This is a genomic window from Streptomyces sp. NBC_00400, assembly GCF_036048035.1.
In the GTDB taxonomy this organism is placed as follows: Bacteria; Actinomycetota; Actinomycetes; order Streptomycetales; family Streptomycetaceae; genus Streptomyces.
The window spans coordinates 3,124,577-3,148,612 of record NZ_CP107940.1 but is presented as its reverse complement, the minus strand read 5'-3'; the positions used below and the strand labels follow the sequence as shown (position 1 = coordinate 3,148,612).

The window sequence follows — 24,036 nt, the reverse complement described above, 5'->3', positions numbered from 1 at the left end:
ATGACCCGGCTGCCCGACTTCCGGCTCGAAACGTACTTCTCCCGCTGGGAGTTCACCGCCCGCCACCACCTGACCGCCTCCGACGCCCAGACCATGACACTCGGTGAACTGCTCGGGCTGGCCGACGACGGGGACCGGGCGGCCTTCGAGCACCTGTCCCTGGGCTACACCGAGACCTTCGGCGACCCGGCCCTGCGGGAAGTGATCGCCGAGACGTACGAGCAGGCCGGCGCGGACGACGTCATCTGCTTCGCGGGCGCCGAGGAAGCCCTGTATCTGGCGATGAACGTGCTGCTCGGCGCCGGTGACCACGCGGTGGTGATGACCCCGAACTACCAGGCCGCCGAGACCGTGCCGCTGGCGCTGTGCGAGGTCACCGGCGTGGCCCTCGACGCGGACCGGGACTGGGCCCTCGACCTCGACGAGGTGGCGGCGGCGATCCGGCCGAACACCCGGGTGGTGTCGGTGAACTTCCCCAACAACCCGACCGGCAAGGTCCTCGACGCCGCCGACTTCCGCGCACTGGCCCGCCTGTGCGACGAGCGCGGCATCCACCTGTTCAGCGACGAGGTCTACCGCGGCCTGGAACGCGACCCGGCCCGTACCCTGCCGCAGGCCGCCGACGTGTCGGAGCGCGCACTGTCGTTGAACGTGACGTCGAAGTCCCTGGGGCTTCCCGGGCTGCGCATCGGCTGGATCACCTGCCGGGACCGCGCGCTGCGCGCCCGTCTGGAGCGGGCCAAGCACTACACCACCATCTGCAACTCCGCGCCCAGCGAGGTCCTGGCCCGTATCGCCCTGAAGGCCCGCGAGACGATCCTGCACCGGAACCGGGCCCTGATCGCCGCCAATCTGCCGGTTTTCGAGGCGTTCTTCGCCGAGTTCGCGGACGAGATCGAGTGGCGGCGACCGGACGGCGGATGCGTCGCCTACCCCCGCTACCTCGGCGCCGACGGAGTGGAGGAGTTCTGCACCCGTCTGGTCGAGGAAGCCGGTGTCCTGCTGCTGCCCGCGAGCATCTACCGCTCCGGACTCACCGCCACCCCCGCAGACCGTTTCCGCGTCGGCATCGGCCGCCGCAACCCGGAAGAAGGCCTGGCCGCCTTCGCCGACTGGATGCGGGCGCGCCGATGACGCTCGCCGTCTTCGACGCGGCCGCCATCGAACGGGCCGTCCCCTCGCGGCTGGTCCTCGACACCGTCCGCGAGGCGCTGATCGCCCACGCGGAAGGCCGCACCAGCGTGCCGCCGCCGCTGCACCTGGACTTCCCCGAAGCCGGCGGGGACTGCCACGTCAAAGCGGGCCGGATCACCGGGGCCGCCGACTTCACCGTCAAGATCGCGACCGGCTTCTACGGCAACCCGGCGCTCGGCCTGCCGTCCAACCACGGCCTGGTCTGCGTCGTCAGCGCCCGCACCGGAGCGCCACGCGCGCTCCTCGACGACCGCGGTCTGCTGACCGCCTGGCGCACCGCCGCCGCGGGCGCGCTGATCACCCATGCCATGGCCCGGCCCGCCGCCGGCACGCTGGCCCTCTTCGGCACCGGCGAACAGGCCCGTCTCCAGGCGCTCTGGCTGGCCGGACTCCGGCCGCTCGGCCCGGTCCTGGTCCACGGCCGCACCCCGGACAAGGCCCGCGCCCTGTGCGACGCACTCGGTGCGCACGGGCTGGCCGCCCGGCCCGCCGCGGCGGCGGAGGCGGCCCAGGCCGACATGATCATCACCGCGACGCCGGCCACGTCCCCCGTCCTGGACGCCGCCCGGGTGCGCCCGGGCGCCCATGTGACCGGCATCGGCACGGATATGCCGCACAAGAACGAGCTGCCGCCCGCGCTCTTTCGCCGCGCCCGACTCATCGCCACCGACGACCACGCCCAGTGCCTCGACCACGGAGACTTCGGCCACGCCGTCCGCGCCGGGGCCGCCGCCGAGGACGGCGACACGGCGGCCGGGCTGCTGCTCAAGACGGCCGTCGACCGGCCGGACACCGCGATCACGGTCGCCGACCTCACCGGTGTCGGAGCACTGGACGCGGCGCTCGCCTCGGCCGTCCTCGGCCGGCTTCGGGAGTGAATGCCCGGGTGCTGTTGCTTCGCCGCGCATTCCCGCCGGTCACGCCCCTGGTTACCTGCCGTGGTGGAAGGTAGCTTCCGCATCGAGCATCAAGTGCCGTACGTGCCAGGAGGAGAGCCGCGATGCCCGAGCCGACCCCGATACCCACCGATCAGCTGCAGTTCGCGATGCCGCCGACGCACCAGACCGTCGAGGACGAACGGCGCCACCGCAAGGAGCGCCTGGTCGTGGCGCTGCGCCTCTTCGGGCACTACGGCTTCGAGGAGGGCGTCGCGGGCCATATCACCGTGCGCGACCCGGAGTTCCCCCACTGCTTCTGGGTCAATCCCTTCGGCATGTCCTTCCGGCACCTCACGGTCAGTGATCTGCTGCTGGTGAACGCGGAGGGGAAGGTCGTCCAGGGCCGCCACCACGTCAACCAGGCGGCGTTCGCCATCCACGCTCAGGTCCACCGGGCCCGTCCCGACGTCGTCGCGGCGGCCCACAGCCACTCCACGTACGGCCGGGCACTGTCCGCGCTGGGGGAGCTGCTGGACCCGATCACCCAGGACGTCTGTGCGTTCTACGAGGACCATGCGCTCTTCGACGACTACACAGGCGTGGTGGTGGACGAGGCGGAAGGCCGGCGGATCGCGGCCGCCCTCGGGCCGCACAAGGCGGTGATCCTGCGCAACCACGGCCTGCTGACGGTCGGCGACTCGGTGGACGCGGCGGCGTGGTGGTTCGTCACGATGGAACGCTCCTGCCAGGTCCAGCTGACCGCCAAGGCCGCCGGCAAACCGGTCCTGATCGACCACCTCAACGCCGTCCGCACCCGCGAACAGCTGGGCAACGACCTGGTGGCCTGGATCAACTACCAGCCGCTGTACCAGCAGATCGTGCGCAGCGAGCCGGATCTCTTCGGCTAGGGCGGGGTCGGTAGCGGTGGCGGGTGTGGGGTGAGTCCGGTGGTGGTGGCGGGGCCGGTGGGAGGTCCCATGGCAGGTTCGGTGGCTTCCGGGTCTGCCACCCGGTCGGTGGCAGCGCCCCGTCGCCGATGAAGGTGACGGGGCGCCGGTGCCGGGCTCGGACCGCGCGGTGAGCTATCCGATGTTGAGGTCGATGACCTGGTAGAAGGCGTTGCCGGTGTCGGCGACTTCCCACACCGACAACAGCACGTGGTATCCCTTGCGGTCACCGGGCAGCGTGACGTGGTGGATCGTCGGGTCCTCGGGGAGGAGGTCGTCGGCGCTCCAGTACGGCTGGCCGCTGTTCTGGTACGTGGCGATCGGCTCCAGGTCGAACTGGGACCGCGTCAGGCGCGCCCCCGGGTCCCAGCCGTTCTTGGTGAGGAAGTAGTTCCAGCGGCGGGTCTTGTGGGGGGCGTGGTAGCTCCAGGTGATCTCCAGCGGCTGGCCGGCGGCCGCCTGGTGCTTGTGCCAGTCCTGCTGCGAGTCGGGCTCGTCGAGCTTGGCGGCGAAGTCCTTCCCCGCGCTGGCGATCCGGCCGTCCTGGGGCGGCTCGAAGTTGGGGACGTCGTCCGGTGCGTACGGGTCGGTGAGGCCGGCTTCTGCCGTGGGGAAGAACTTGCCGGCCTCCAGGCCGGCGGCCTGCCAGTCCGCGAGGTGAAGCTGAGCCCTGGACTTGGGCTGGGTCACTGCTCCGTGTCGGGCTTCTCGTTCCACAGATCTCTCCTTGAGGACTTGACGACGCGAAGGTCGACACATCGACCATGTGTGCGCACTGTATCCATGTGATTACGGATTGTGCCTGTGGGGGCGTGCGTGTCCACGCGAACCACCGGACGGCCCACCTGGGCCCTTCCTGCCGGATGGGTGAGCCGGCCGGGCCCTGCGGGGCCGGCGCCCGTCCCGCCGGGGCCGGCGCCCGTCCCGCAGGGCCCGGCGCCTCTCACGGATGCGGGAACAGGTCGAAGAACGGTGCGGCGGCGGCGAGGCCCCGGCTGAAGGGCGCGTCGAAGTCCCAGACGAGGAACAGCAGGAAGGCGATCAACGCGCTGAAGAGTCCGGCCATCAGCAGCTCCCGCCCCGAGCGCCGGATCTGCAGGGTGAACATGACGCCGATCGAAATGGCGCCGCCGATGATCAGCCCGAACCACACCACGCCCGGCAGTGTCGAACCGGCCGCGTCCGCACGGGCGGAGCGGGCACCGTCGGCCACCGCGACCTGGTCGACGAGGGGCTGGTAGGACTGCCCCTCGAAGTCGTTGCGCGGGTGGTAGTCGGTGACGTCCGCCCGGACCTTCGTCAGCAGTGCGGTGCCGCGGTCGGTCAGTTCGCCCTTCTCGGCCATGACCGGCCATTCCTTGTGCACGACGTGGGACACATAGGTGCCGACGTCCGAGCGGATGCGGTCCCGGACCGGCGCGGGGTAGGCCCGGGCCCGCGCGCTGACCTCGTGCAGCGCCTGCGCCTCGGTCCGTACGGTGTCCTCGGCCGCGCTCCTGGCCTCCCAGACCCCGGCGATGGCCAGGCCCAGCACGATCGCGTACACCACCCCCACCATCATCGTCAGATACTCGATCACATCGGGTGTTTCGGTCGGGTCGTCGTCCTCACTGATCCGGCGCTCCTTGAGGACGGTGATGGTCAGGACGACGCCACAGGCGGCGACCATGGCGAGGGTCAGCACCAGCCATTGCGACATGGAGACCTCCTACGAGGAACGGCGCCCGGCGGAACCGGACGAGGAGCGCGAACGGGGACGGAGGGCGGCTCCGGCCAGTACGGCCGGGGCGGTGATCAGCAGGGTCGTGGTCACGATGGAGCGCCCGGCGCGCGGTTTGTGGGACACCGGCGCATAGCTGCGGGGCAGGACGGGCCGAGGTGACGCCGGGCGGCTGACGGCCGGCTCGGGCTTGGGCTTGGGCTTGGGTTCCGGCTCGGGCGGCGGGGCCGCGGGGCGGGCGCGGGGAGGGGGTGGCGGAGGCGGCGGGGGAGGCGGGGGTGGCGGTGTCGGCCGGGGTCTGGGCGCGGGCGGCGGTGGGGGTGCGGGCTTCGGGCTCGGCGGACGGGGCGCCGGCTTGTGGGAGGCCGGGGGCGGGGGCTTGGTTTCGGTGCAGGGGAAGTGCCAGTGGCGGGGCATGGGGAAGCCGGTCGGTACGTCCACGGGGGGCGCGGTACCGGCATAGGCGCAGTTGTCGCCGGTGGGCGGGCGGTGGTGGTGGCGGTCATGGGCCATTGCCGTAGGCGCGTTGACGAGCAGCGCAGCGGCACCGGTCAGGAGCAGGAAGGCGGCGGCCAGGAGTGCGGCTGCCAGGCGCCGGAGGCGGCCGAGGCGGCCGAGTTCCCTGCGTTCGCTGCGTTCGCTGCGTTTGTCGAATCCGTGAGGTGCGTGGGTTCCGTTCGGTTCCGTCGGATTGGCCCGGGCAGGTGGTCTGCCTCTGTCCAGGTCAACGCGGCGATGCGATCCATGGGGTCGGTGTATTTGGCACACGGCGAGAGCTTGCGCAGCGCGTGGACCGCTCAGCCGTCGCCGTGCCCCGGTTCGCCCGAATAGGGGACGCGGCGGGTTGGCGTGGTCGGCCGCCGGTCAGGTGTGCGGAGGGGCGGTGAGGGCGGTGAGGGCGGTGAAGGGGGTGAGGGTGGTGAGGGCGATGGAGGGGGGTGAAGGGGGCCGAGTCTGCGGCCGCCGGTACGGATCCCACCGGGGCGCGTGCGACGGCACGGGGCTGCCTTTTCCCGTACGTCAACGCGCCGATGCGCCTGCCACCCGTCACCAACTGGACGTTTGATATCCGCCCTGGCCGCCTGGGGCACAATTCGCTTTTGGAGACAAGAAGTTGGCGGCGAGCGGCGGCGGGCGGTAACGGACGTGTCGGTTGAGGCGGCGGGCAGGATGGCCGGAACGGGCGAGCCGGGGGACGGCGCGGAGCGTGCCGCCGGCGGCGAGTGCCAGTGCGGGCGGTGTCCGCACGGCGCCCGTACGGGGCACCGGCAGGCGGTCGCCGCGTTCATCGCGCTGCGCGAGGACTTCGCCGCCGGGCACGGGGTGCCGGCCGGGCTCGCCCGCTCCGCCGGCGCCGCCCGGCAGTGGGTCTCCGATGAACTGACGCTGTCCGCACGGGAGGTGGCCAAGCGCGGCGCCGCCGAAGGAACCGCCTGGCTGGCGTCCGTACGGTGGCGCACCCTGCTCGTCGTCTGGGGCGCGGTGATCGCACTGCTGGTCGGGCAGGCGCTGACCGCCATCGGCGGTGGCTGGACGGCGTCCCGTACGGCGGGGCTGATCGCGGCCGTCGTCCTCGCGCTGGGACTGACGGCGGCGGCCTGGTGGCACCGCGCCCACGGCGGGGCGCTGGCGCCGCTGATCGGCGAGGACGGGCGGCTGTCCACCTCGCGGACGGTGGCGGCGGGCTGGGCGGTCGCGGTGCTGTACGCCGTGCTGACGACGGCCGTGCAACTGGCGACGACCGCCGGGCCGGGGGAGCGGCGCGCGCTGCGCCAGAGCCTGGAACTCGCCCGGTCAGGTGCCCTGTTGACGACGCTCGCCGTCGGGTGCGGGGTGGCCGTGCTGGCGTACGGGCTGGTGGCTGCGCGGGTGCGGTCGGGGCGGTTGCAGAAGGTCCCCGCCCAGCGGCCGCGGGCCGCCGACCTGCTGGCGGACGACGCGGGCCGGGGCAGCCTCCTGGATGTGCAGTACGTCCTGGTGAATGCGGCCGTGCTGGTGTGCGCCCTGGTGCGGCCGGCCGGGCAGCCGGGGCAGCTGCCGCAGCTTCCCTGGGGGCTGGTGGTGCTCCTCGCCCTCTCCGGGGCGACCTATCTGTGGGGGAAGGCGGTGGCGGGCGGGCGCCCGGTGATCCTCTCCGTGGTCCGCTCCCGTGAGCTGGGTGATCTTGCCGCACCGGTCCGTACCGGCGACGACATCGAGATCCGCGGCGCCGGCTTCGTTCCGCCGGGCGCCGGGACACCCGACCGGCTCGCCAGGACCGTCGTCCGGATCGGCGATGTCCACGTCCCGGTTCCCCTGGTTCCGGTGGCCGGTGGCTTCGCCAATCCGACGGACGGGGTGCTGACCGTCCCGGTGCCGGTCGACGTCGAGCCGGGCCGGGTGACGGTCCGGGTGATCACGGCGGCGGGTGTGGAGTCGAACGGTTACCCGGTCGACGTGCTGGACTGAGGAGGACCACGGCGCGGCGGGCGGGGCTGAGGCACCGTGGGTGGGGCTGGGGTGTGGGGCCGGGGCGTGGCGGGTGGTGCCGGGGCGTGGCGGGTCCGGGGGAGTGTGAGACGGCCCCGAGGGTGGCTGGGGGGCGGTGCGGCAGCGGCCGGGCCGCCGTTGCGTGATGATTGTGTGTGCCGCAACCGCCCGAAGTGCATCGGTCCGTTGAACCTCTCGCGTACGTGCGTACGTATCTCCCCACGAGGCGTGGGCGGGGGCACAATCGTCTGCGCCCGGAGGCAACGGAGAGGCGGACGTCATGGTTCACGCGAATCGCACGATCGGTGCCGAATTGGGAGGAGTGGCCGTTGAGGGCTCCGGCGCCGGGTTGCGGGGGCGGCTGGCGCGCCATGCGCTGCTGCCGCTGCGGCTGTTTCTGGGGGCGACCTTCCTCTACGCGGGTATCGACAAGCTGCTGGATCATGCGTTCCTGAAGGCCAGTGGTGCGGGGTCCATCGGTGAAACGCTGCGCCAGGTCCATGACGCGGCGGCACTGCCGCAGCTCGTGGACCTCGCGCAGCAGAGTCCGGTGGGCTTCGGCTATGCCATCGCGGCGGGCGAACTCGCGGTGGGTCTCGGGACCCTCGTGGGCCTGCTGGGGCGGCTGGCGGCGCTGGGCGGTGCGCTGATTTCGCTGTCCCTGTGGCTCACCGTGAGCTGGGCGACCACTCCGTACTACTACGGCAATGACCTCGCCTATCTGATGGCCTGGGTCCCGCTCGTACTGGCCGGCACCCCGAGGTTCTCCCTGGACGCGGCCTGGGCGCACCGCCGCAAGCGGCACGGGACACAGCTGTTCGGCTAGCGGGGCGCGGTTTTTCCGGCCGGGATGGGGGTGTCGGCCGGGACGTGGCTGTCCGGTGGAGACGTCGTTGTCCGGTCGGGATGCGGTCGTCCGGCGGAGGCGTCGTTGGCCGGTCGGGATGGCGTGGTCCGGCTGGAGAGTTGACGGTATCCGGCGAGGCGCCGCCGCGGCGGGCATTCCTCCGTGGCGGCGCGGGGCGGTGGGGGTGGCGTCACGGCGGTCAGGTGTGCGGCAGGGGTGGCGGGTCGGTGTGCGGGGAGCCGCGGCGGGTCGTGGCCCGGACGGCGGCGGTGATGCCGGAGAGGAGCAGGCCGGCGGGCAGGGCGAGGAAGAGCCAGAGGCCCGGGGCCTGCCAGAGGCCGAGGGCGTCGAGTCCGTAGCCCGAACCGATGGCGAGGGCGGTGAGGCCCGCGATCAGTCGAGCCGGTTCGAAGCGATGGCGTTTCACTCGGGGGCTCCCTCAGGGGTGGGCTCCGACGGCGCGGGGGCAGACGGGGTGGGTGCTGACGGTGAGGATGCCGACGGGGTGGGCGCCGAAGGGGGAGAGCCCGGCGTCGCGTGCTCGATGGCGATCTGGCCCGCGCCGAGTTCGAGGTCGAGATCCAGCGAGCCGCGTGGCTTCTCGCCCTTCTTGAGGCCGTCGGCGGGCAGCGTGATGGTCCGCTGCTCGCCTCCCGCCGAGAGGTCCACGTCGTGCGGCGATTCACCGGGCAACTGGAGGTCGCCGAAGCCGAGAGAGAGATGGAGGCGGGTGGTGACACCCTGCGGCAGCGTCACCTGGAGGCGGCCGAAGCCCACCCGCGCGCTGGTGTGGACCGTACGGCCGCCCTTGAGGGGCAGGGCACCGAGGTCCAGCCTCCCTTCCCCCGAACCGACCTCGTAGTGCGGCCGGACGGAGCCGAGGGTGGCGGGGGTCCAGGTGCGCTGCTGCCAGTCGGTGGTGAGGTTGTCGGGCAGCGCCGTCGCGGCCGCCAGCAGTACGGCCGTGCACACCACCATGAAGACCGTGCCGCCTCCGGTCCGCCCGCACCAGGCGCTGAGGACGAGTCCCAGGCCGAAGACGACCAACGCAGCTGCCAGCCCTGCCTGGAGGGCGGGCGCGAAGCCGTCCTGGCGGGAGACGGCGAGGGCCGTGGCGCCTCCGGCGAGCAGCGCGAGCAGGAACGTCAAGCCGCCGATAGGGCGCCCGCTGGGGCGAGTTCGGCGCGGGGCGGGGGCGGGCGGTGTGCCGTGCGGCGTCGGGCCGGGCGGACTGCCGGCGTCGGGCCGGGGGCGGGGCCGGTCAGCAGCTGTCACGCCCGCGCCGTGCTCGGGGCGGTAGGTGATGTCCAGCGGGAGCGGGGTGTTGTCGGGCCCCCACAGATAGCCCGGGCCGCCCGCCTCCCTGGAGCGCTGGTTGCGCCACCAGGACGGACTGGCCGGCACCGGGGGCGCCGTGGTCTCGGGCGGGGCGTCGGCGACGGCCTGGGCGGTGGCGGCGTCCACCGACTCCGGGCCCTTGGTCTCCACCTCCCGGCGCCGCCGGGACCAGTAGGCGGAACCTGCCGCCGCCAGCGTCAGCATGATGGCGAACGACATCATGCTGCCCTTGGCGAGGGTCGTCAGGAACAGGCCGCAGCCCACCAGCGCGAAGAGCAGGGCCGTCAGCGCGGAGCCCTCGACCCGGCCGGAGAGCAGCCTGCGGCCCTCGTTCTCGTCCTCCCCGTCGAGGGGGATGAGCAGCCAGGCGAAGCCGTAGACGATGAGGCCGAGACCGCCGACCGCGAGCACGGCGAGCACGATCCGGAAGATGACCGGGTCGAGATCCCACTGGCGGCCCAGCCCGCCGCACACCCCGCCGATCACCTTGTGCCGCCGGCTGCGGCGCAGCGGGGCCTGCGGCGGGGTGGGGCCGACGGGGCCGGAAGGCGCCGACTCGTCGACGGGGGCTGCATCGTTCATGGACCCATGGTGACAAGCGCGGCGCGCTCCAGGCATCAGTGGAAACCCTGGCAGATCCCTGAGATCCCCCGACGGCGTCCCCGAGATGCCCCCGGGGGGTCCCGAAACCCCTCGTGCGCTCGCATTTGCCCCGCCGTTTCGGCATCGGGCCGGAACACGCGTGCGGACGGGCGGTGGGCGGAGGTCTTTCCGTTGGCGTGGGCGACTATCGTTGCCCCTTGAATACGTACGGGTTTCCGGAGGGGCGTGCGGTGACGGAGGCGGCGTCGGTGGACGAGGGGCGACTGGTCGCCGGGCGGTATCGCCTGGTTGAGCGGATAGGCCAGGGCGGTATGGGAACCGTCTGGCGGGCCCGCGATGAGGTCCTTGGGCGTCAGGTCGCGGTCAAGCGTCTGCACGTGGCGCCGTATCTCGAAGCGGACGAACTGGCGATGCGCTATGAGCGCACCACTCGCGAGGCGCAGGCCGCCGCGCGCATCAACCACCCCAATGTGGTGGGGGTGCACGACGTCGTGGACGACGCCGGAATGCCGTGCATCGTCATGGAGTACGTCCCCTCGACGACCCTCGGCGATGTCATCAAGGAAGCCGCGCGGCAGGACAGTTCGGTCACGCCGCGCGAGGCAGCCCGCATCGGACGCGGCATGGTGGCGGCGCTGCGGGCCGCACACTCTGCCGGTGTGCTGCACCGTGACGTCAAACCGGGCAACGTGCTGCTCGGTGAGGACGGCCGGGTCGTGCTCACCGACTTCGGTATCGCGGTCGCCAGTGGTACGTCCACGCTCACCAAGACGGGCGAGCTGGTGGGCTCCATCGACTACTTGGCGCCCGAGCGGGTCAGAAGCGGCAGCCCGGGGCCCGCCTCCGACCTGTGGGCGCTGGGCGCGACGCTCTATCAAGCGGTCGAGGGGCGGCCCCCGTTCCGTAAGGACACCGCCGTCGAGACGGCGTACGCGATCGCCATGGACCCGCTCGAGGCGCCGCGCAGTGCCGGATCGCTGAGCCCGCTGATCGAGGCGCTGCTCGCCAAGGAGCCGGCCGACCGCCCGACGGCCGAGGTCGTCGAGCAGGCGCTGCGGGCCGTCGAGGCCGAGGCGGAGACGGCGCTGCACGGCTGGCCGACGCTGGCGCTGGGCACGGCCGGACGCGGCGCGGCGGAACCGGCCGCGTCCGGCGAGCAGTCGGAGGCACCGACGCGTCAGGTGCCGCACACGGGCGCACCGGGAGACACCTCGGACCGCACCGGAACCGGGGCGGGAACTGGCACCGGGACGGGCACCGGGGCGGGCGCGGGCACGGTCACGGGTATGCGCTCGGACACGGGCACGGGCACGGACACCGGCACGGGCTCGGGCACCGGCGCCGGCACGTCGGGTACGGACCTCGGCGGCGTCCCCGTGACCGGCCCCATGGCGCTCCCGGACGGCATCGGCGGCGGACGGGCCGACGGGGACCGTACGGAAGCGCTGTCCGGCGGCAAGGCCTCCCGTAAACGGCGTGCCGCCCGGGTCATGGTCTGGAGCGTCGTCGGGGTGCTGCTCGCCGGGGGCGGCGGGGGCACGGCCTGGTACCTGATGCACCGTGACGACTCCGGTGTGGCCCAAAGCGCCTCCGACAAGGGCGCACCGGCTGTTCCCAAGGCCCCGGACAACAGCATCGGACCGCCGCCGCCCCTCCCCGACGGCTACCGGCAGCAAAAGGAGTCCGCGCTCGGCGTGACCTTCCCGTTGCCCGATGGGTGGAGGCGCGTCCCCCAGGACGGTGGCCGGCAGATCGTCTACTCCTCGGATGCCGAGCGCGCTCAGCTGACCGTGAGCGTTCTGGACTTCTCCTCGCCCGATCAGGTGCAGCACTTCAAGGACGTCGAGGCCTTCTTCAAGAAGAAGTACCCCGTCTACACCCAGCTGCGGATGCAGCCCACAACCTTCCAGGGCGATCCCGCCGCGATCTGGGAGTGCACCTTCGGAGGCCGGGCCCGCACCTTCCGGGCGATCGACCTCGGGTTCGGTCGTGAGGGCGGCAAGGAATACGCGATCTACGTCTCCGCGCCGCAAGCCGACTGGAGCAAGTTCGAGAAGGTCTTCTCGGTGGTGAAGGACGGCTTCCGCCGGACCGACCCGAAGAGCTGAGGCACCGGGCGGAGCGGCGGGCAGAGCAACGGGCAGGAGCGGCGAGGGGAAAAACGTCAGGGACGGGTTCAGGGTCGACCCTGATGCCCCGGGCCCCGGCGCCGTGTGACGATCGGGGACATGACCACCGCTCCGCCCCGCGCCGAGACGAGCTACGCCCCGGCGCCGGACCCCGACGAACCGCCCGTGCGCAAGCTGTACCGCAGCGCCGACGGCCGGCTGCTCGGTGGTGTCGCGCGCGGTCTGGCGGGCCATCTCGGGCTGCCGGTCTCCTGGGTGCGGATCGTGTTCGTGGCCCTGTTCCTGGCCGACGGCATGGGTGCCGTGCTCTATGCCGCGTTCTGGTTCTTCGTCCCGCTGGGCGTCGGCGGCGTGGACCGCCGGCACCCCGCCGCGGCGGCCGGCGGGAAACGGGCGCTGCGGCGGCACAAACCCGACAAGGGCCAGGTCTTCGCGCTGATCGCGCTGCTCATCGGCAGCGCCGTCGTCGCCTCCCGATTCCAGCTGGGCCAGGCCAAGGGCTATGTCTGGCCGGTGCTGCTGATCGGCGCCGGTGTCGCCCTGGTGTGGCGCCAGGCGGACAACTCCCGCCGGGCGCAATGGCTTGAGCTCGGCCGCCGCAAGGGCGTGCTGCCGGTGCTGCGCGGCGCGGCCGGTGTGCTGCTGGTCGGCGTCGGGGTGACCGGCATCGTCGTGCTGCAGGGCTCGGTGCGCCATCTCGGCTCGGTGCTGCAGGCTTCGCTCGCCGTCGTCGTCGGCATCGCGCTGCTGGCGGGGCCCTATCTCGTGCGGATCACCCAGGACCTCTCCGAGGAGCGGCTGATGCGCATCCGCGCCCAGGAGCGCGCTGAAGTGGCCGCCCATGTCCACGACTCCGTCCTGCACACCCTCACCCTGATCCAGCGCAACGCCGAGGCCCCCCGGGAGGTGGCGCGGCTGGCCCGCGCCCAGGAGCGGGAGCTGCGTGCCTGGCTCTACAAGCCCGAGGGCCGCGGCAAGGACGAGGACGAGGAACCGGCCACCCTGGCGGAGGCGGTCCGGGCGTCCGCCGCCGAGGTGGAGGACGACCACGGCGTCCCCATCGAAGTCGTGATCGTCGGCGACTGCCCGCTGGACGACATGCTCGGCGCCCAGATACAGGCCGCCCGCGAGGCGATGGTCAATGCAGCCAAGTACGGTGGCGAGGGCGGTGCGGTGCAGGTGTTCGCCGAGGTCGAGGGCCGTACGGTCTTCGTCTCGGTGCGCGACCGCGGACCCGGATTCGACCTGGACGCGGTCCCCGGGGACCGGATGGGCGTACGGGAGTCCATCATCGGCCGTATGGAACGCAACGGCGGCACGGCCCGGCTGCGTTCCGCCCCCGAGGGCGGCACGGTCGTCGAGCTGGAGATGGAACGCCCGGCGACGGAGGGCGGCACATGACCGGCCGGCGAGCGGCAGCCGGTGGCGGCACATGACCGGGCCGGGCGAACGGCGGCCGGTGGCGGCACCGCGGGACGGAGCACGGGATGATGACGGGGCAGACATCGAGGGACGGGCGGAAGAGATGAGCAGCGAGGGCGCACAGCAGGGCGGGACCGGCGGCGCGGCGGCCGAGGGCCGGACCGTACGGGTCGTGCTGGTCGACGACCACCGGATGTTCCGTACGGGCGTCCAGGCCGAGATCGGCGAAACCGGGCGCACCGGCGTCGAGGTGGTCGGCGAGGCGGCCGACGTCGACCAGGCGGTCACGGTCATCACGGCCACCCGCCCCGAGGTCGTCCTGCTGGACGTCCATCTCCCCGGGGGCGGCGGTGTCGAGGTGCTGCGCCGTAGCGCCGCGATGATGGCCGACGCCGAGCGCCCGGTCCGCTTCCTCGCGCTCTCCGTCTCCGACGCGGCCGAGGACGTCATCGGCGTCATCCGCGGCGGCGCCCGCGGCTATGTCACCAAGACCATCACCGGCACGGACCTGGTCAACGCGGTCTTCCGGGTCTCCGACGGCGACGCGGTGTTCTCCCCGCGGCTGGCCGGCTTCGTCCTGGACGCCTTCGCCTCCACGGATGCCCCGCCGGTCGACGAGGACCTGGACCGCCTCACCCAGCGCGAGCGCGAGGTCCTGCGGCTGATCGCCCGCGGCTATGCGTACAAGGAAATCGCCAAGCAGCTCTTCATCTCCGTGAAGACCGTGGAATCCCATGTCTCCGCGGTGCTGCGCAAGCTCCAGCTCTCCAACCGCCATGAGCTGACCCGCTGGGCGGCGGCCCGGCGGCTGGTCTGACCTGCACCACCGCCGCGCGCCCGGTAACGGGCCGCCGGCGGGCGGGGTCGTAAAGAACGGCCAAAGACGGGCAACCAGGACCACGCGGATCACCATCTAACGGCGCGGAGAGGCTCACTGCCGAAGGCGGGGCCGGAACCATCCCCACGTCCTTCGCGTAGTTGTCCTGGAAACGAGATCCCGATGAGCCTGACGGGCACGCCCTTCTTCCTCACCTCGATCCTGCTGTTGATCGTCGCCTTTGTGCTGCCGTTCGCCCTGTGGGGCCGCATAGCCGGACCGCCCCTGCTCCGCAGCCTCGCCCGGCTGCTGATGCTGTTGTTCGCCCAGGTCACGGCCATCACCGTGGTCTTCGTCCTGGTCAACAACGCCAACAATCTCTACGACACCTGGGGCGATCTGCTCGGCACCGGCAGCCATATCGAGGAGGCCCAGAACCTCGGCCCCGACGGCATGGGCGGCCGGCAGATCAAGAACGAGCCCAAGCAACTCCAGCAGTTCCGCCCCGCCGACGACCCCAAGGTGGGCCCGGGCGTGCAGATGACCGACCTCAGGGGCCGGATCTCGGGCGTGCAGGGCGAGGTGTACGTATGGCTGCCGCCGCAGTACAACGACCCGGCCTACCGGAACAAGAAGTTCCCCGTGGTCGAGCTGCTGCCCGGCTACCCGGGCTCGGCCAAGACCTGGCTGGGCTCCCTGCGGGTGGCCGATCAGCTCCGGCCGATGATGCAAAGCGGCCAGGTCAAGCCGTTCATCCTGGTGTCACCGCGGACCGACGTCTTCCCCGGCGCGGACACCGGCTGCGTCAACATCCCCGGGAAGGTCAACGCCGACAGCTGGCTGACCGTAGATGTCCGCAAGATGATCGTGGACAACTTCCGGGCCGGCGACAGGGCGGACTCCTGGGCCCTGGCCGGCTACTCGGCGGGCGCGCACTGCGCCGCCAAGCTCGCCCTGTCCCACCCGGACCGCTACCGCGCCGCGGTCGCCATGTCCGGCTACAACGACCCGGCGCTCGAACGTGACTCGCTGGCCGGCAAGGACCCCAAGCTGCGCATCGAGACCAACCCGATGCACATCCTGAAGTCCGCCAACGCCGCGGGCAGGCCGCCGCGTACGGCCCTGTATGTGTCGGGCGCGGCGGGCGACGGCTACCAAGCCGGCCTCGGTCTGCGGCAGTTCGCGAAGTATCCGACGACGGTGGACGTCCACCAGATCTCGTCGGGCGCCGGCGGCCACACCATGAAGGTGTGGGAGCACCAGGTGCCGCAGATCTTCCGCTGGCTGGGGACGCAGCTCAGGGGGTGAGCGCGCGGCGCGCCCGGCCAAGGGAGCCGCGAGGCAGGCGGGACTGTGAAAACAGGCGGGACTGTGAAGGCGGGCGGGACTGTGAAGACAGGCCCTACGCCGGCCGGGTCGCCGCCGCGAACGGCATCTGGTCGATCGGCGCGATCCGCACCGGCGCCCCCGGATGCGGCGCATGGATCATCTTGCCGTCCCCGATGTAGAGCCCCACATGGCTGATGCCGGAGTAGAAGAACACCAGGTCGCCGGGGGCGAGTTGGGACCTGCCGATACGTGGTCCGGAGCTGATCTGGGTGTAGGTCGTACGGGGCAGCGACACCCCGCCCGACTTCCAGGCGGCCTGGGTCAGCCCCGAGCAGTCGAAGCCGGAGGGGCCCGTCGCACCCCAGACGTACGGCTTGCCGAGGGCGGCGTAGGCGAAGGCGACGGCCCGCGCGGCCCGGGGGTCGGGGGCCTGCGCCGCGGCCTGCGCCGCGGCCGCGGAGGCGTCCGGGCCGGCGGGGACCTTGCCGGGGAGAGCGTCCCCCTGCCCCGTCCCGCGCCCCGTCCGGCCCCGCCCGGCGCCGCCGTGCGCGGCGCCGCGGCCTGCCATCCGCTGCCGTTGCTCCGCGGTGAGCCGGTTGAGCAACTGCTCGGCGGCGCCCAGCTTGTGGACGACCGTGACCCGGTGCTTCTTGAGCGCCGCCTCGGTGTCCGCCAGCCGTTGTGCGGTGTCCTCGGCCCGCCGCTGGATCTGCCGTACGCTGCCGAGCCGGCGCGCGTAACCGGCCACCGCGGTGGCCTGGTGGCTGCCCGTCCGTTCCAGGACCGCGGCGCCGTCCAGATAGCGCTGCGGGTCCGCGGACAGCAGCAGCCGTACGGTCGGGTCGACGCCGCCGGAGCGGTACTGGCTCGCGGCCACGGCGCCCAGCTCGCTGCGGGCGGCGTTCAGTTCCGCGGTTCTGCGGGCGGCCTCGTCCTGCAGCCTGCTCAGCTTCTGGTGTGCGGCGCCGGCCGCTTCCTTCGCGCCGTTGTAGCTCTGCGTGGCCACCTCTGCCTCCTGGTACAGCGCGTTGACCCGGTCCTTGACCCGGTCGGGGGTGAGCCGGTGCGCGGCCTGGCCGGCGCCGTCGGCAACGGCGGCAACGGGGGCACCCTCCGCCGCCGGAGCGAAGCCCGTGGCGGTGGCGGCGCCGGCCAGTGCCAGGGTGGCGGCCGTGCGGGCGGTGCGTGCGCTGCGTGCGCCGCCGGTGAGCGCGGCGAGCGGATGCTGCCGCGGCTTGCGGTGCGAGGCCACGGTGGCCGTCACTTCCTTCCCTTGGAGCCCGTGTGCCCGGCGGCGGTCCGTACGAGGGAACGGACCGCCGCCGCACCTCACGGCGGGGCGGCCGACAGGACGCCGGTGGGAGGCCGGCGAGGGCGGGGAGTCGACCGCCTGGAGGAGGACGCTAAGCCGGGGCGTTGCGGTGATGAGTCCACTTGCCCGGGATTGTTCGCTTTCGACCGGTGTCGGTGCGCGGGTGACCGTGGCGCCACGGCCGCACGGCCGGGACCGGGCCCGGCCTGACCGAAGCGGCGATTGCGGGCGCCCTGCCCGAAGGGCCGTGCTATGCGGCGGCTACGATCCAGCACTATGGACGTAGTAATCAATCTCTTCGTCGGCCTGCACATCATCGGCATCGCCTCCCTGCTGGGCGGCTTCCTGACCCAGATGAAGGCGATGGGCGCGGGCACCGCCCGCTTTGTGCCGGCGATGCTGCACGGCGCGCTGACGATGCTGGTCACCGGCATCGTGCTGGTCGGCCTCAACCAGGCCGAGGGCCACAGCCTCAACACCATCAAGCTCGGCATCAAGATGGCCGTTCTGGTGGTCATCCTGGCGCTGGTCTACGTCAAGCGGGACGACGAGAAGATCGCCCCGCCGCTCTTCGGCGCGGTCGGTGCGCTGACGGTGGCCAACATCTTCATCGCCGTGCTCTGGACCTGAGCGGAACGGCGGACACCCCGGGAGCCGGGCTCGGGGCGCAGGCCACAACGGTGAACGCCCGGAAGCAGGGCTCCGGACGCCGACGCACAAGCTCCCCAAACGGCACACCGCGCGGTCATCGCACTCCTCATCCGGAGGCGACGGCCGCGCGGTGGCGTGTGGGGGGTGGCCGTGGGGGGTGGCCTGAAGGGGGAGCGGGGGCCGGGCCTCAGCCCGGGCGGACGCTCCCGTAGATCGGCATGTAGTAGATCGACTCCTCCCGGACGTTGGCGCCCGGGTGCGGGGCGTGGATCATCTTGCCGCCGCCTATGTACATGCCCACATGACTGATGTCGTCATAGAAGAAGACCAGGTCACCGGGCTTGAGGTCCTTGGTGGCGACCCGCTGGCCGGTCTTGACCTGGTCCCAGGTGGTCCGCGGCAGATTGACTCCGGCCGCCTTCCACGCCGCCTGGGTCAGCCCCGAGCAGTCGTACGAGCTGGGTCCGGTCGCGCCCCACACGTACGGCTTGCCCATCTGGGCGCGGGCGAAGGCGAGCGCCTTCTCGGCCTGGGTGGAGGACGAACCGCCGGTCGAGCCGCCGCTGTCGGCGCCGCCACCGGTCTGGCCGCCGGACGTGCCGCTCCCGTCCTGCTGCTGACGCTCCCGCTCCTGCTGCTTGCGGGCCTCCTCCTCGGCCTTGCGCTTGGCCGCCGCCTCCTTCTGGCGCTCCAGCTCCGCCAGCCGCGCCTTCTCCTGTGCGGTGAGCTCGGACAGCAGCTGCCGGGCCTCGGCCAGCTTCTGCTGGACGGACTGCTTGGACTCCTTGAGCGAGGCCTGTGACGTCTGCAGCCGCTCCAGGTCGCGGGTCGCCTCCGCCCGCTGCCGGGCGGCGGCGGCCTGCTGCTCCTGGTATTCGGAGACGGCCTCCTTCTGCCGCCCGGTCAGCCGCTCCATGAGGTGGCTGCGGTCGAAGAACTGCTGCGGGTCCTTGGCGAGCATCAGCTGCGCCGTCGGGTTCATGCCGCCGGTGCGGTACTGCGCCGCGGCGAAGGCGCCCAGCCGGCGCCGGGCGTCGTTCATCTTCTCGGCCCGCTCGGCGGCGGCGTCGAGCAGTCCGTCGACGCGGTGACGCTGGCCGTCGGTGTGCTCCTTGGCGGCGTTGTACTTCTGGGTGGCCACCTCTGCCTGGTGGTAGAGGCCGTCGACCTTCTGCTTGACCTCTTCGACGGTGGGCTTGGGCGCCCGGGGGGCCGCGTCGGCGGACTGCGAGAGCAGCGTGGCCGAGGCGAGGGCGGCGGTGGTGAGCCCGACCGCCGTACGGCGTCCTCCGGGCGAGGTGAGAATGCTGGTGCGCGGCTTGCGGTGCGACGCCAAGGCCGGCGACTCCTTCCGTGGACCGCCTACCGGGTTAGCTGTCGGGTTCGGGCGGTGTCGCTGACGGAAGGCTTGCCCTACGGTCCGGATGTCCGCCGACGACGGCTGTCCGGATCGATTCACCCCGGTGGTGCTGGTGGGTCCCCGGCTCCGGGTGCCCGAGGGCAGGGCCGGACTCGGCGTGGGCGGCCCGTGCGGACGCTGTCGTCCACGGGGAGGCGGGCTGCCTGAGCGAGGACGTTAGCCAACTCGTGTGGCTCCTGTGAAGGCTGATGTTCGATATGCCCGAAACCTTTTTGTGACCTGAACGCGATGCGGGGGTTGTCGTGACAGATGTCGGATTCGGGTAGACGAGCCGCCGACCGGTTTGTGCCGGCCCCGGACGCCTGACCTGCCGCGGTGCCGCGGCCCGCGGCGAAAGCGGGCCGCAATCGGCTACTGGGCCGCGGACTGTCAGTGCGGCGGCCTAGACTCGGTGGGCGATGAGCAGCCTCTTTGACGACAGCTTCCTGGCGGACCTCGGCCCCAAGGGCGAGGAGGAGCAACCCCCGCCTCCCGAGGACGAGCACGGCCCGGCCCCCGAGGAGATCCCCGCCGACCTCTTCGGCGGGAGGTTCGACGCGCCCGCGCCCAGAGAGGCGTACTACCGCGACGGCGCCGCCCGTCCCGTCCTCGACCCGGCGACGCTGCTGGAAGGGCTCAACGACGAGCAGAAGGCCGCCGTGGTGCATACGGGCGGCCCGCTGCTGATCGTCGCCGGCGCCGGCTCCGGCAAGACCCGGGTGCTCACCCACCGCATCGCTCATCTGCTCGCCGAGCGCCATGTCCACCCCGGCCAGATCCTCGCGATCACGTTCACGAACAAGGCCGCCGGCGAGATGAAGGAGCGCGTCGAGGAGCTGGTCGGCCCGCGCGCCAACGCCATGTGGGTCTCCACCTTCCACAGCGCCTGCGTCCGCATCCTGCGCCGCGAGTCCAAGAAGCTGGGCTTCACCTCCTCCTTCTCCATCTACGACGCCGCCGACTCCAAGCGCCTGATGGCCCTGGTCTGCCGCGATCTGGACCTGGACCCCAAGCGCTACCCGCCCAAGTCCTTCAGCGCGAAGATCTCCAACCTCAAGAACGAGCTCATCGACGAGGAGGCCTTCGCGGGGACGGCCGCCGACGGCTTTGAGAAGACCCTCGCCGAGGCGTATGCGATGTACCAGGCACGGCTGCGCGAGGCCAACGCCCTGGACTTCGACGACATCATCATGACCACGGTCAATCTGCTCCAGGCCTTCCCGGATGTCGCCGAGCACTACCGCCGCCGCTTCCGCCATGTCCTCGTCGACGAGTACCAGGACACCAACCACGCCCAGTACACCCTCGTCCGCGAGCTGGTCGGCCCCGCCGAGACCGCCGCCGAGCTGTGCGTCGTCGGTGACGCCGACCAGTCGATCTACGCCTTCCGCGGTGCCACGATCCGCAACATCCTCCAGTTCGAGGAGGACTACCCGGACGCGACGACGATCCTGCTGGAGCAGAACTACCGCTCCTCGCAGACGATCCTGTCCGCCGCCAATGCGGTCATCGAGCGCAACGAGAACCGCCGTCCCAAGAACCTCTGGACCGACGCCGGCGCCGGCCCCAAGATCACCGGCTATGTCGCCGACACCGAGCACGACGAGGCGCAGTTCGTCGCCGACGAGATCGACCGGCTGACCGACGCCGGTGACGCCAAGGCCGGCGACGTCGCGGTCTTCTACCGCACCAACGCCCAGTCCCGCGTCTTCGAAGAGATCTTCATCCGGGTCGGACTGCCCTACAAGGTCGTCGGCGGGGTGCGCTTCTACGAGCGCAAGGAGGTCCGCGATGTCCTCGCCTATCTGCGGGTGCTCAGCAACCCCGAGGACACCGTCCCGCTCCGCCGCATCCTGAACGTCCCCAAGCGCGGCATCGGCGACCGCGCCGAGGCGATGATCGACGCCCTGTCGCTGCGCGAGAAGATCACCTTCCCGCAGGCGCTGCGCCGGGTCGACGAGGCATACGGCATGGCGGCGCGCTCCGCCAATGCCGTCAAGCGCTTCAACGTCCTCATGGAGGAGCTGCGCACCATCGTCGAGTCCGGCGCCGGCCCCGCCACGATCCTGGAAGCCGTCCTGGAGCGCACGGGCTACCTCGCCGAACTCCAGGCCTCCACCGACCCCCAGGACGAGACCCGGATCGAAAACCTCCAGGAACTCGCCGCAGTGGCCCTGGAGTTCGAGCAGGACCGCGGCGAGGACAATCCCGGCACGCTCTCCGACTTCCTGGAACAGGTCGCGCTGGTCGCCGACTCCGACCAGATTCCGGACGAGGACGAGGAGGGCAGCGGCGTGATCACCCTCATGACGCTGCACACCGCCAAGGGCCTGGAGTTCCCGACCGTCTTCCTGACCGGCCTGGAGGACGGCGTCTTCCCGCATATGCGCTCGCTGGGCCAGACCAAGGAGCTGGAGGAGGAGCGCCGGCTGGCCTATGTCGGCATCACCCGCGCCCGCCAGCGGCTCTACGTCACCCGCTCGACGATGCGCAGTGCCTGGGGCCAGCCCTCGTACAACCCGCCCTCCCGGTTCCTGGAGGAGATCCCGGCCGACCACGTGGAGTGGAAGCGCACGGGCCCGGCGACGCCGTCCGCATCCATGGGCGGCATGTCGGCAGGCGGCAGCGGAGGAGGCGGCTTCGGCTCCACGTTCTCGTCGGCGCGGGCCAAGGGCCCGAGCGGCTTCGCGACCCGCCGCGCAGGCGACCGTCAGGTCGTCTCACTGACCGTCGGCGACCGGGTCACCCACGACAGCTTCGGGCTCGGCACGGTCGTCGGCGTCAAGGGCAGCGGTGACAACGCCGAGGCGACGATCGACTTCGGCGGCGAGAAGCCGAAGCGGCTGCTGCTGCGGTATGCGCCGGTGGAGAAGCTGTAACGGGAGTCGCGCGGGCCGGGTGACGGGAATCGTCACCCGGCGGAACGGCGTCACGCGGCCGACGGCACGCGGAACGGCGGTCGGTTCGGGGGAAGGCCGTGTTTCAGTTCGGGTTGAGGCCGTGATCGCGCAGCCACGGCTGCGGGTCGACCGCCGCGTCGCCGCCGGGGCGCACCTCGAAGTGCAGATGAGGCCCCGTGGAGTTGCCGGAGTTACCCGAATAGGCAATCTGGTCACCGGCCTTGACCGACCCGGACCGGATCTTGGTGCTGCTCAGATGGCAGTACCACGTCTCGGTGCCGTCGGGCGCGGTCACGACCGCCATGTTCCCGTAGGCGGAGTTCCACTGGGTGCGGATGGTGCCGTCGGTGGCGGACATGACGGGGGTGCCGTAGCTGACCGGGAAGTCGATGCCGGTGTGCACGGACATCCAGTTCACACCGGCCTGGCCGAAGGTGGCGCTCAGCCCGTGCTGGGTGACCGGCAGGACGAACTTGGGGCGGGCGGCCTCCTTGCGGGCCGCCTCCTCCGCCTTGCGCTTGCGCTCCAGCGCCTGGCGCTCCTTGAGGTCGATCCGCTCCTGGGTGCGGCTGGCCCGGTCGCGGAAGTCGTCCGCGCTGGCGCTGAGTCCGGCGAGCTGGGTGTCGAGCTTGTTGTTGGCCGCGGACGGTTTGACGGCGCCCGCGTCGGGCGCGGCCTGGGCGGTCGCCTCGCTCTTGTCGTCCCCGGTGAATCCCGTGACGGATGCGGCGGCCACGGCGCACACGCCCATGGCGGCGACCGAGGGGACCGCGACGGTCAGCAGCGCCGACCGCTTGACCGGGCGCTTCCGGCCGCGGCCACGGACGGCCTTCCCGGCGTCCGGTCCGGCGACCCGCCGCGCGGTGGGGGCGGCGGCGGTGACCGGCATGGCCTGCGTCATGGCGTCCGCCACGGCAGCGGCATCGCTGCTGTCGGTGGCGCCGCCGGAGCGAGGGCCGTCGCCGGGGGAGTTGCCGTCGCTCCCGGGCCGGCCGGCCTCGAAGACGTCGGTTTCGAAGCCGTCGGCGTCGAACTGCTGGGTGTCGAGCTGACCGACGTCGAGCTGGGTGAAGTCGAGCTGACCGGTGTCGCCCTGACCGGTGTCGCCCTGACCGGTGTCGCCCCACACGGTGGTGTCCCACACGGTGGTGTCCCAGTGGACGGTGTCGGTCGGGGGCGGGCCGGCCTGGGCCGGGATGCCGGCGATCAGGTTCCGGTCCATGGTGGGCCAGATCGCTGTGGCCTCGTAGCTCGCGGTCTCCTGGAGGGAGGTCTCCTGAAGGGCGGTGTCCTGCCGGCCGATGGTCTCGAAGCCGCCGGTGGTCTCGAAGCCGCCAGTGGCCTCGAAGTCGCCGGGGGTCTCGTACGCGCCGGTGGCGTAACTCCCGGTGTCATACGTGCCGGTGGGGTAGCTCCCGGTGTCGTACCCGCCGTGCCCGTAGGCGGTGGCTTCGTATGCGGCGTTCTCGTACGTGGTGGCCGCCGTGTCGTAGGCGGGAGAGGCGTACGCGGCCGGGTCCTGCGCCGGGGACTCGTACGAGGTGTGCGCATAGGGGTCGTAGCCCGCGGCGGCCGAGTGCGGATCGGCGGCGGGGTAGGCGCCGCTGTCGTAGGCACCGGTTTCGTAGGCACCGGTTTTGTAGGCACCGGTCTCGTGGGCGCCGGTGTCCCACTGCGCCGAGGCGTAGCCGCCGGTGTCGTAGGCGCCGGTGGCGTAGCCGTCGCCCGTTGCGTACGCACCTGTGTCGTATGCACCCGTGTCGTACGCACCGGTGTGGAAGGTGCCCGTGCCGTAGGCGCTCATGCCGTAGGGGCCCGCGCCGTGGGTACCGGTGTCGTACGTCCCGGTGCCGTAGTTGCCGGTGTCGTAAGTGCCGGTGTCGTAAGTGCCGGTCTCGTACATACCGGTCTCGTACGAGCCGGGAAGCGAGCCGAAGAGCGGGTCGCCGTCGCCGTATGCGGCGTTGTCCGACGGGGAGTGCTGCTGCCCGTAGGAGTCGTAAGCGGGATAGTGCGCATACGAGGCGTCGGAAGCGGATCCGGTCGGGAGCTGGGCCCCCGATGGGTGACGGTCGTTCACC

Annotated in this window: 18 protein-coding genes, 1 pseudogene and 1 riboswitch; of the genes and pseudogenes, 12 read left to right on the top strand and 7 right to left on the bottom strand. The window is 72.0% G+C overall.

Annotated features, from left to right (window positions below; all coding sequences use genetic code 11):
• The 3 genes and pseudogenes from OHS81_RS13730 to OHS81_RS13720 form a co-directional block, all read left to right on the top strand.
• Complete coding sequence (locus tag OHS81_RS13730) at positions 1–1,134, top strand: pyridoxal phosphate-dependent aminotransferase (protein ID WP_328385065.1); 1,134 nt, start codon at positions 1–3, stop codon at positions 1,132–1,134.
• Positions 1,131–2,072, top strand: a complete 942-nt coding sequence (locus tag OHS81_RS13725) for an ornithine cyclodeaminase family protein (RefSeq protein WP_328385064.1) — start codon at positions 1,131–1,133, stop codon at positions 2,070–2,072. Before OHS81_RS13730 ends, OHS81_RS13725 begins: the two co-directional genes overlap by 4 nt.
• Before the next feature lie 116 nt (positions 2,073–2,188).
• Positions 2,189–2,980, top strand: a pseudogene (locus OHS81_RS13720) (class II aldolase/adducin family protein); the annotation flags it as partial.
• A 174-nt stretch (positions 2,981–3,154) separates the two neighbouring features.
• Here the strand turns inward: OHS81_RS13720 and OHS81_RS13715 are convergent.
• Both OHS81_RS13715 and OHS81_RS13710 read right to left on the bottom strand, forming a co-directional pair.
• Positions 3,155–3,736: a lytic polysaccharide monooxygenase auxiliary activity family 9 protein gene (locus OHS81_RS13715; protein WP_328385063.1), complete on the bottom strand. Its 582-nt coding sequence runs from the start codon at positions 3,734–3,736 to the stop codon at positions 3,155–3,157.
• A gap of 226 nt (positions 3,737–3,962) precedes the next feature.
• Entirely contained in the window at positions 3,963–4,718 is a 756-nt protein-coding gene (locus OHS81_RS13710; RefSeq protein ID WP_328385062.1) for a bestrophin-like domain, read from the bottom strand.
• Between OHS81_RS13710 and OHS81_RS13705 the strand changes: the two genes are divergently transcribed.
• The 3 genes from OHS81_RS13705 (at position 4,717) to OHS81_RS13695 (ending at position 8,034) form a co-directional block, all read left to right on the top strand.
• The gene (locus OHS81_RS13705) at positions 4,717–4,875 is read left to right on the top strand and encodes a hypothetical protein (RefSeq protein ID WP_328385061.1); all 159 of its coding nucleotides are present in this window, start codon (positions 4,717–4,719) and stop codon (positions 4,873–4,875) included. The genes OHS81_RS13710 and OHS81_RS13705 overlap by 2 nt on opposite strands.
• 1,034 nt (positions 4,876–5,909) lie before the next feature.
• Entirely contained in the window at positions 5,910–7,187 is a 1,278-nt protein-coding gene (locus OHS81_RS13700) for a hypothetical protein (RefSeq protein WP_328385059.1), read from the top strand.
• 301 nt (positions 7,188–7,488) lie between these two features.
• The gene (locus tag OHS81_RS13695) at positions 7,489–8,034 is read left to right on the top strand and encodes a TQO small subunit DoxD (protein WP_328385058.1); all 546 of its coding nucleotides are present in this window, start codon (positions 7,489–7,491) and stop codon (positions 8,032–8,034) included.
• Positions 8,035–8,254: 220 nt separating this feature from the next.
• Here OHS81_RS13695 and OHS81_RS13690 read toward each other — a convergent pair whose 3' ends face one another.
• Together OHS81_RS13690 and OHS81_RS13685 are read right to left on the bottom strand one after the other, a co-directional pair.
• Complete coding sequence (locus OHS81_RS13690) at positions 8,255–8,482, bottom strand: hypothetical protein (protein ID WP_328385057.1); 228 nt, start codon at positions 8,480–8,482, stop codon at positions 8,255–8,257.
• Positions 8,479–9,975 (bottom strand): PspC domain-containing protein, encoded by a 1,497-nt coding sequence (locus OHS81_RS13685; RefSeq protein ID WP_328385056.1) that lies wholly within the window; start codon positions 9,973–9,975, stop codon positions 8,479–8,481. Before OHS81_RS13685 ends, OHS81_RS13690 begins: the two co-directional genes overlap by 4 nt.
• Positions 9,976–10,307: 332 nt before the next feature.
• On the opposite strand from OHS81_RS13685, the gene OHS81_RS13680 reads away from it, so the two are divergent.
• From OHS81_RS13680 to OHS81_RS13665, 4 genes are all read left to right on the top strand, one after another.
• The gene (locus OHS81_RS13680; protein WP_443058848.1) at positions 10,308–12,104 is read left to right on the top strand and encodes a protein kinase domain-containing protein; all 1,797 of its coding nucleotides are present in this window, start codon (positions 10,308–10,310) and stop codon (positions 12,102–12,104) included.
• Between the two features lie 120 nt (positions 12,105–12,224).
• The gene (locus tag OHS81_RS13675) at positions 12,225–13,526 is read left to right on the top strand and encodes an ATP-binding protein (RefSeq protein ID WP_328385055.1); all 1,302 of its coding nucleotides are present in this window, start codon (positions 12,225–12,227) and stop codon (positions 13,524–13,526) included.
• 124 nt (positions 13,527–13,650) lie between these two features.
• Complete coding sequence (locus OHS81_RS13670) at positions 13,651–14,364, top strand: response regulator transcription factor (RefSeq protein WP_328385054.1); 714 nt, start codon at positions 13,651–13,653, stop codon at positions 14,362–14,364.
• A gap of 183 nt (positions 14,365–14,547) precedes the next feature.
• Positions 14,548–15,672 carry an alpha/beta hydrolase gene (locus OHS81_RS13665; RefSeq protein ID WP_328385053.1) on the top strand — a complete coding sequence of 375 codons (1,125 nt, stop codon included), beginning with the start codon at positions 14,548–14,550 and terminating at the stop codon, positions 15,670–15,672.
• Positions 15,673–15,766: 94 nt separating this feature from the next.
• On the opposite strand, the gene OHS81_RS13660 is transcribed toward OHS81_RS13665, so the two are convergent.
• On the bottom strand, positions 15,767–16,957 hold the full coding sequence (locus tag OHS81_RS13660; RefSeq protein ID WP_328385052.1) for a C40 family peptidase: 1,191 nt from the start codon (positions 16,955–16,957) through the stop codon (positions 15,767–15,769).
• 324 nt (positions 16,958–17,281) lie between these two features.
• Here OHS81_RS13660 and OHS81_RS13655 point away from each other — a divergent pair, with 324 nt between their 5' ends.
• Positions 17,282–17,635 (top strand): hypothetical protein, encoded by a 354-nt coding sequence (locus tag OHS81_RS13655; protein WP_328385051.1) that lies wholly within the window; start codon positions 17,282–17,284, stop codon positions 17,633–17,635.
• 208 nt (positions 17,636–17,843) lie between these two features.
• Here the strand turns inward: OHS81_RS13655 and OHS81_RS13650 are convergent, their stop codons facing one another.
• Positions 17,844–18,992: a C40 family peptidase gene (locus tag OHS81_RS13650; protein WP_328385050.1), complete on the bottom strand. Its 1,149-nt coding sequence runs from the start codon at positions 18,990–18,992 to the stop codon at positions 17,844–17,846.
• An 8-nt stretch (positions 18,993–19,000) separates the two neighbouring features.
• A riboswitch (cyclic di-AMP (ydaO/yuaA leader) is annotated at positions 19,001–19,184 on the bottom strand.
• Positions 19,185–19,474: 290 nt separating this feature from the next.
• On the opposite strand from OHS81_RS13650, the gene pcrA reads away from it, so the two are divergent.
• Positions 19,475–21,934 carry a DNA helicase PcrA gene (pcrA, locus tag OHS81_RS13645; RefSeq protein ID WP_328385049.1) on the top strand — a complete coding sequence of 820 codons (2,460 nt, stop codon included), beginning with the start codon at positions 19,475–19,477 and terminating at the stop codon, positions 21,932–21,934.
• 103 nt (positions 21,935–22,037) lie between these two features.
• Here pcrA and OHS81_RS13640 read toward each other — a convergent pair whose 3' ends face one another.
• Positions 22,038–24,035 (bottom strand): M23 family metallopeptidase, encoded by a 1,998-nt coding sequence (locus tag OHS81_RS13640; RefSeq protein WP_328385048.1) that lies wholly within the window; start codon positions 24,033–24,035, stop codon positions 22,038–22,040.
• Position 24,036: the final 1 nt, after the last annotated feature.

Bases quoted from the DNA above. Each gene is read 5' to 3' on its own strand.
- OHS81_RS13730 (WP_328385065.1), top strand. From the start codon at position 1: ATGACCCGGCTGCCCGACTTCCGGCTCGAAACGTACTTCTCCCGCTGG.
- OHS81_RS13725 (WP_328385064.1), top strand. From the start codon at position 1,131: ATGACGCTCGCCGTCTTCGACGCGGCCGCCATCGAACGGGCCGTCCCC.
- OHS81_RS13675 (WP_328385055.1), top strand. From the start codon at position 12,225: ATGACCACCGCTCCGCCCCGCGCCGAGACGAGCTACGCCCCGGCGCCG.
- pcrA (WP_328385049.1), top strand. From the start codon at position 19,475: ATGAGCAGCCTCTTTGACGACAGCTTCCTGGCGGACCTCGGCCCCAAG.
- OHS81_RS13705 (WP_328385061.1), top strand. From the start codon at position 4,717: ATGGAGACCTCCTACGAGGAACGGCGCCCGGCGGAACCGGACGAGGAG.
- OHS81_RS13670 (WP_328385054.1), top strand. From the start codon at position 13,651: ATGAGCAGCGAGGGCGCACAGCAGGGCGGGACCGGCGGCGCGGCGGCC.
- OHS81_RS13700 (WP_328385059.1), top strand. From the start codon at position 5,910: ATGGCCGGAACGGGCGAGCCGGGGGACGGCGCGGAGCGTGCCGCCGGC.
- OHS81_RS13665 (WP_328385053.1), top strand. From the start codon at position 14,548: ATGAGCCTGACGGGCACGCCCTTCTTCCTCACCTCGATCCTGCTGTTG.
- OHS81_RS13710 (WP_328385062.1), bottom strand. From the start codon at position 4,718: ATGTCGCAATGGCTGGTGCTGACCCTCGCCATGGTCGCCGCCTGTGGC.
- OHS81_RS13695 (WP_328385058.1), top strand. From the start codon at position 7,489: ATGGTTCACGCGAATCGCACGATCGGTGCCGAATTGGGAGGAGTGGCC.
- OHS81_RS13655 (WP_328385051.1), top strand. From the start codon at position 17,282: ATGGACGTAGTAATCAATCTCTTCGTCGGCCTGCACATCATCGGCATC.
- OHS81_RS13680 (WP_443058848.1), top strand. From the start codon at position 10,308: ATGGGAACCGTCTGGCGGGCCCGCGATGAGGTCCTTGGGCGTCAGGTC.
- OHS81_RS13685 (WP_328385056.1), bottom strand. From the start codon at position 9,975: ATGAACGATGCAGCCCCCGTCGACGAGTCGGCGCCTTCCGGCCCCGTC.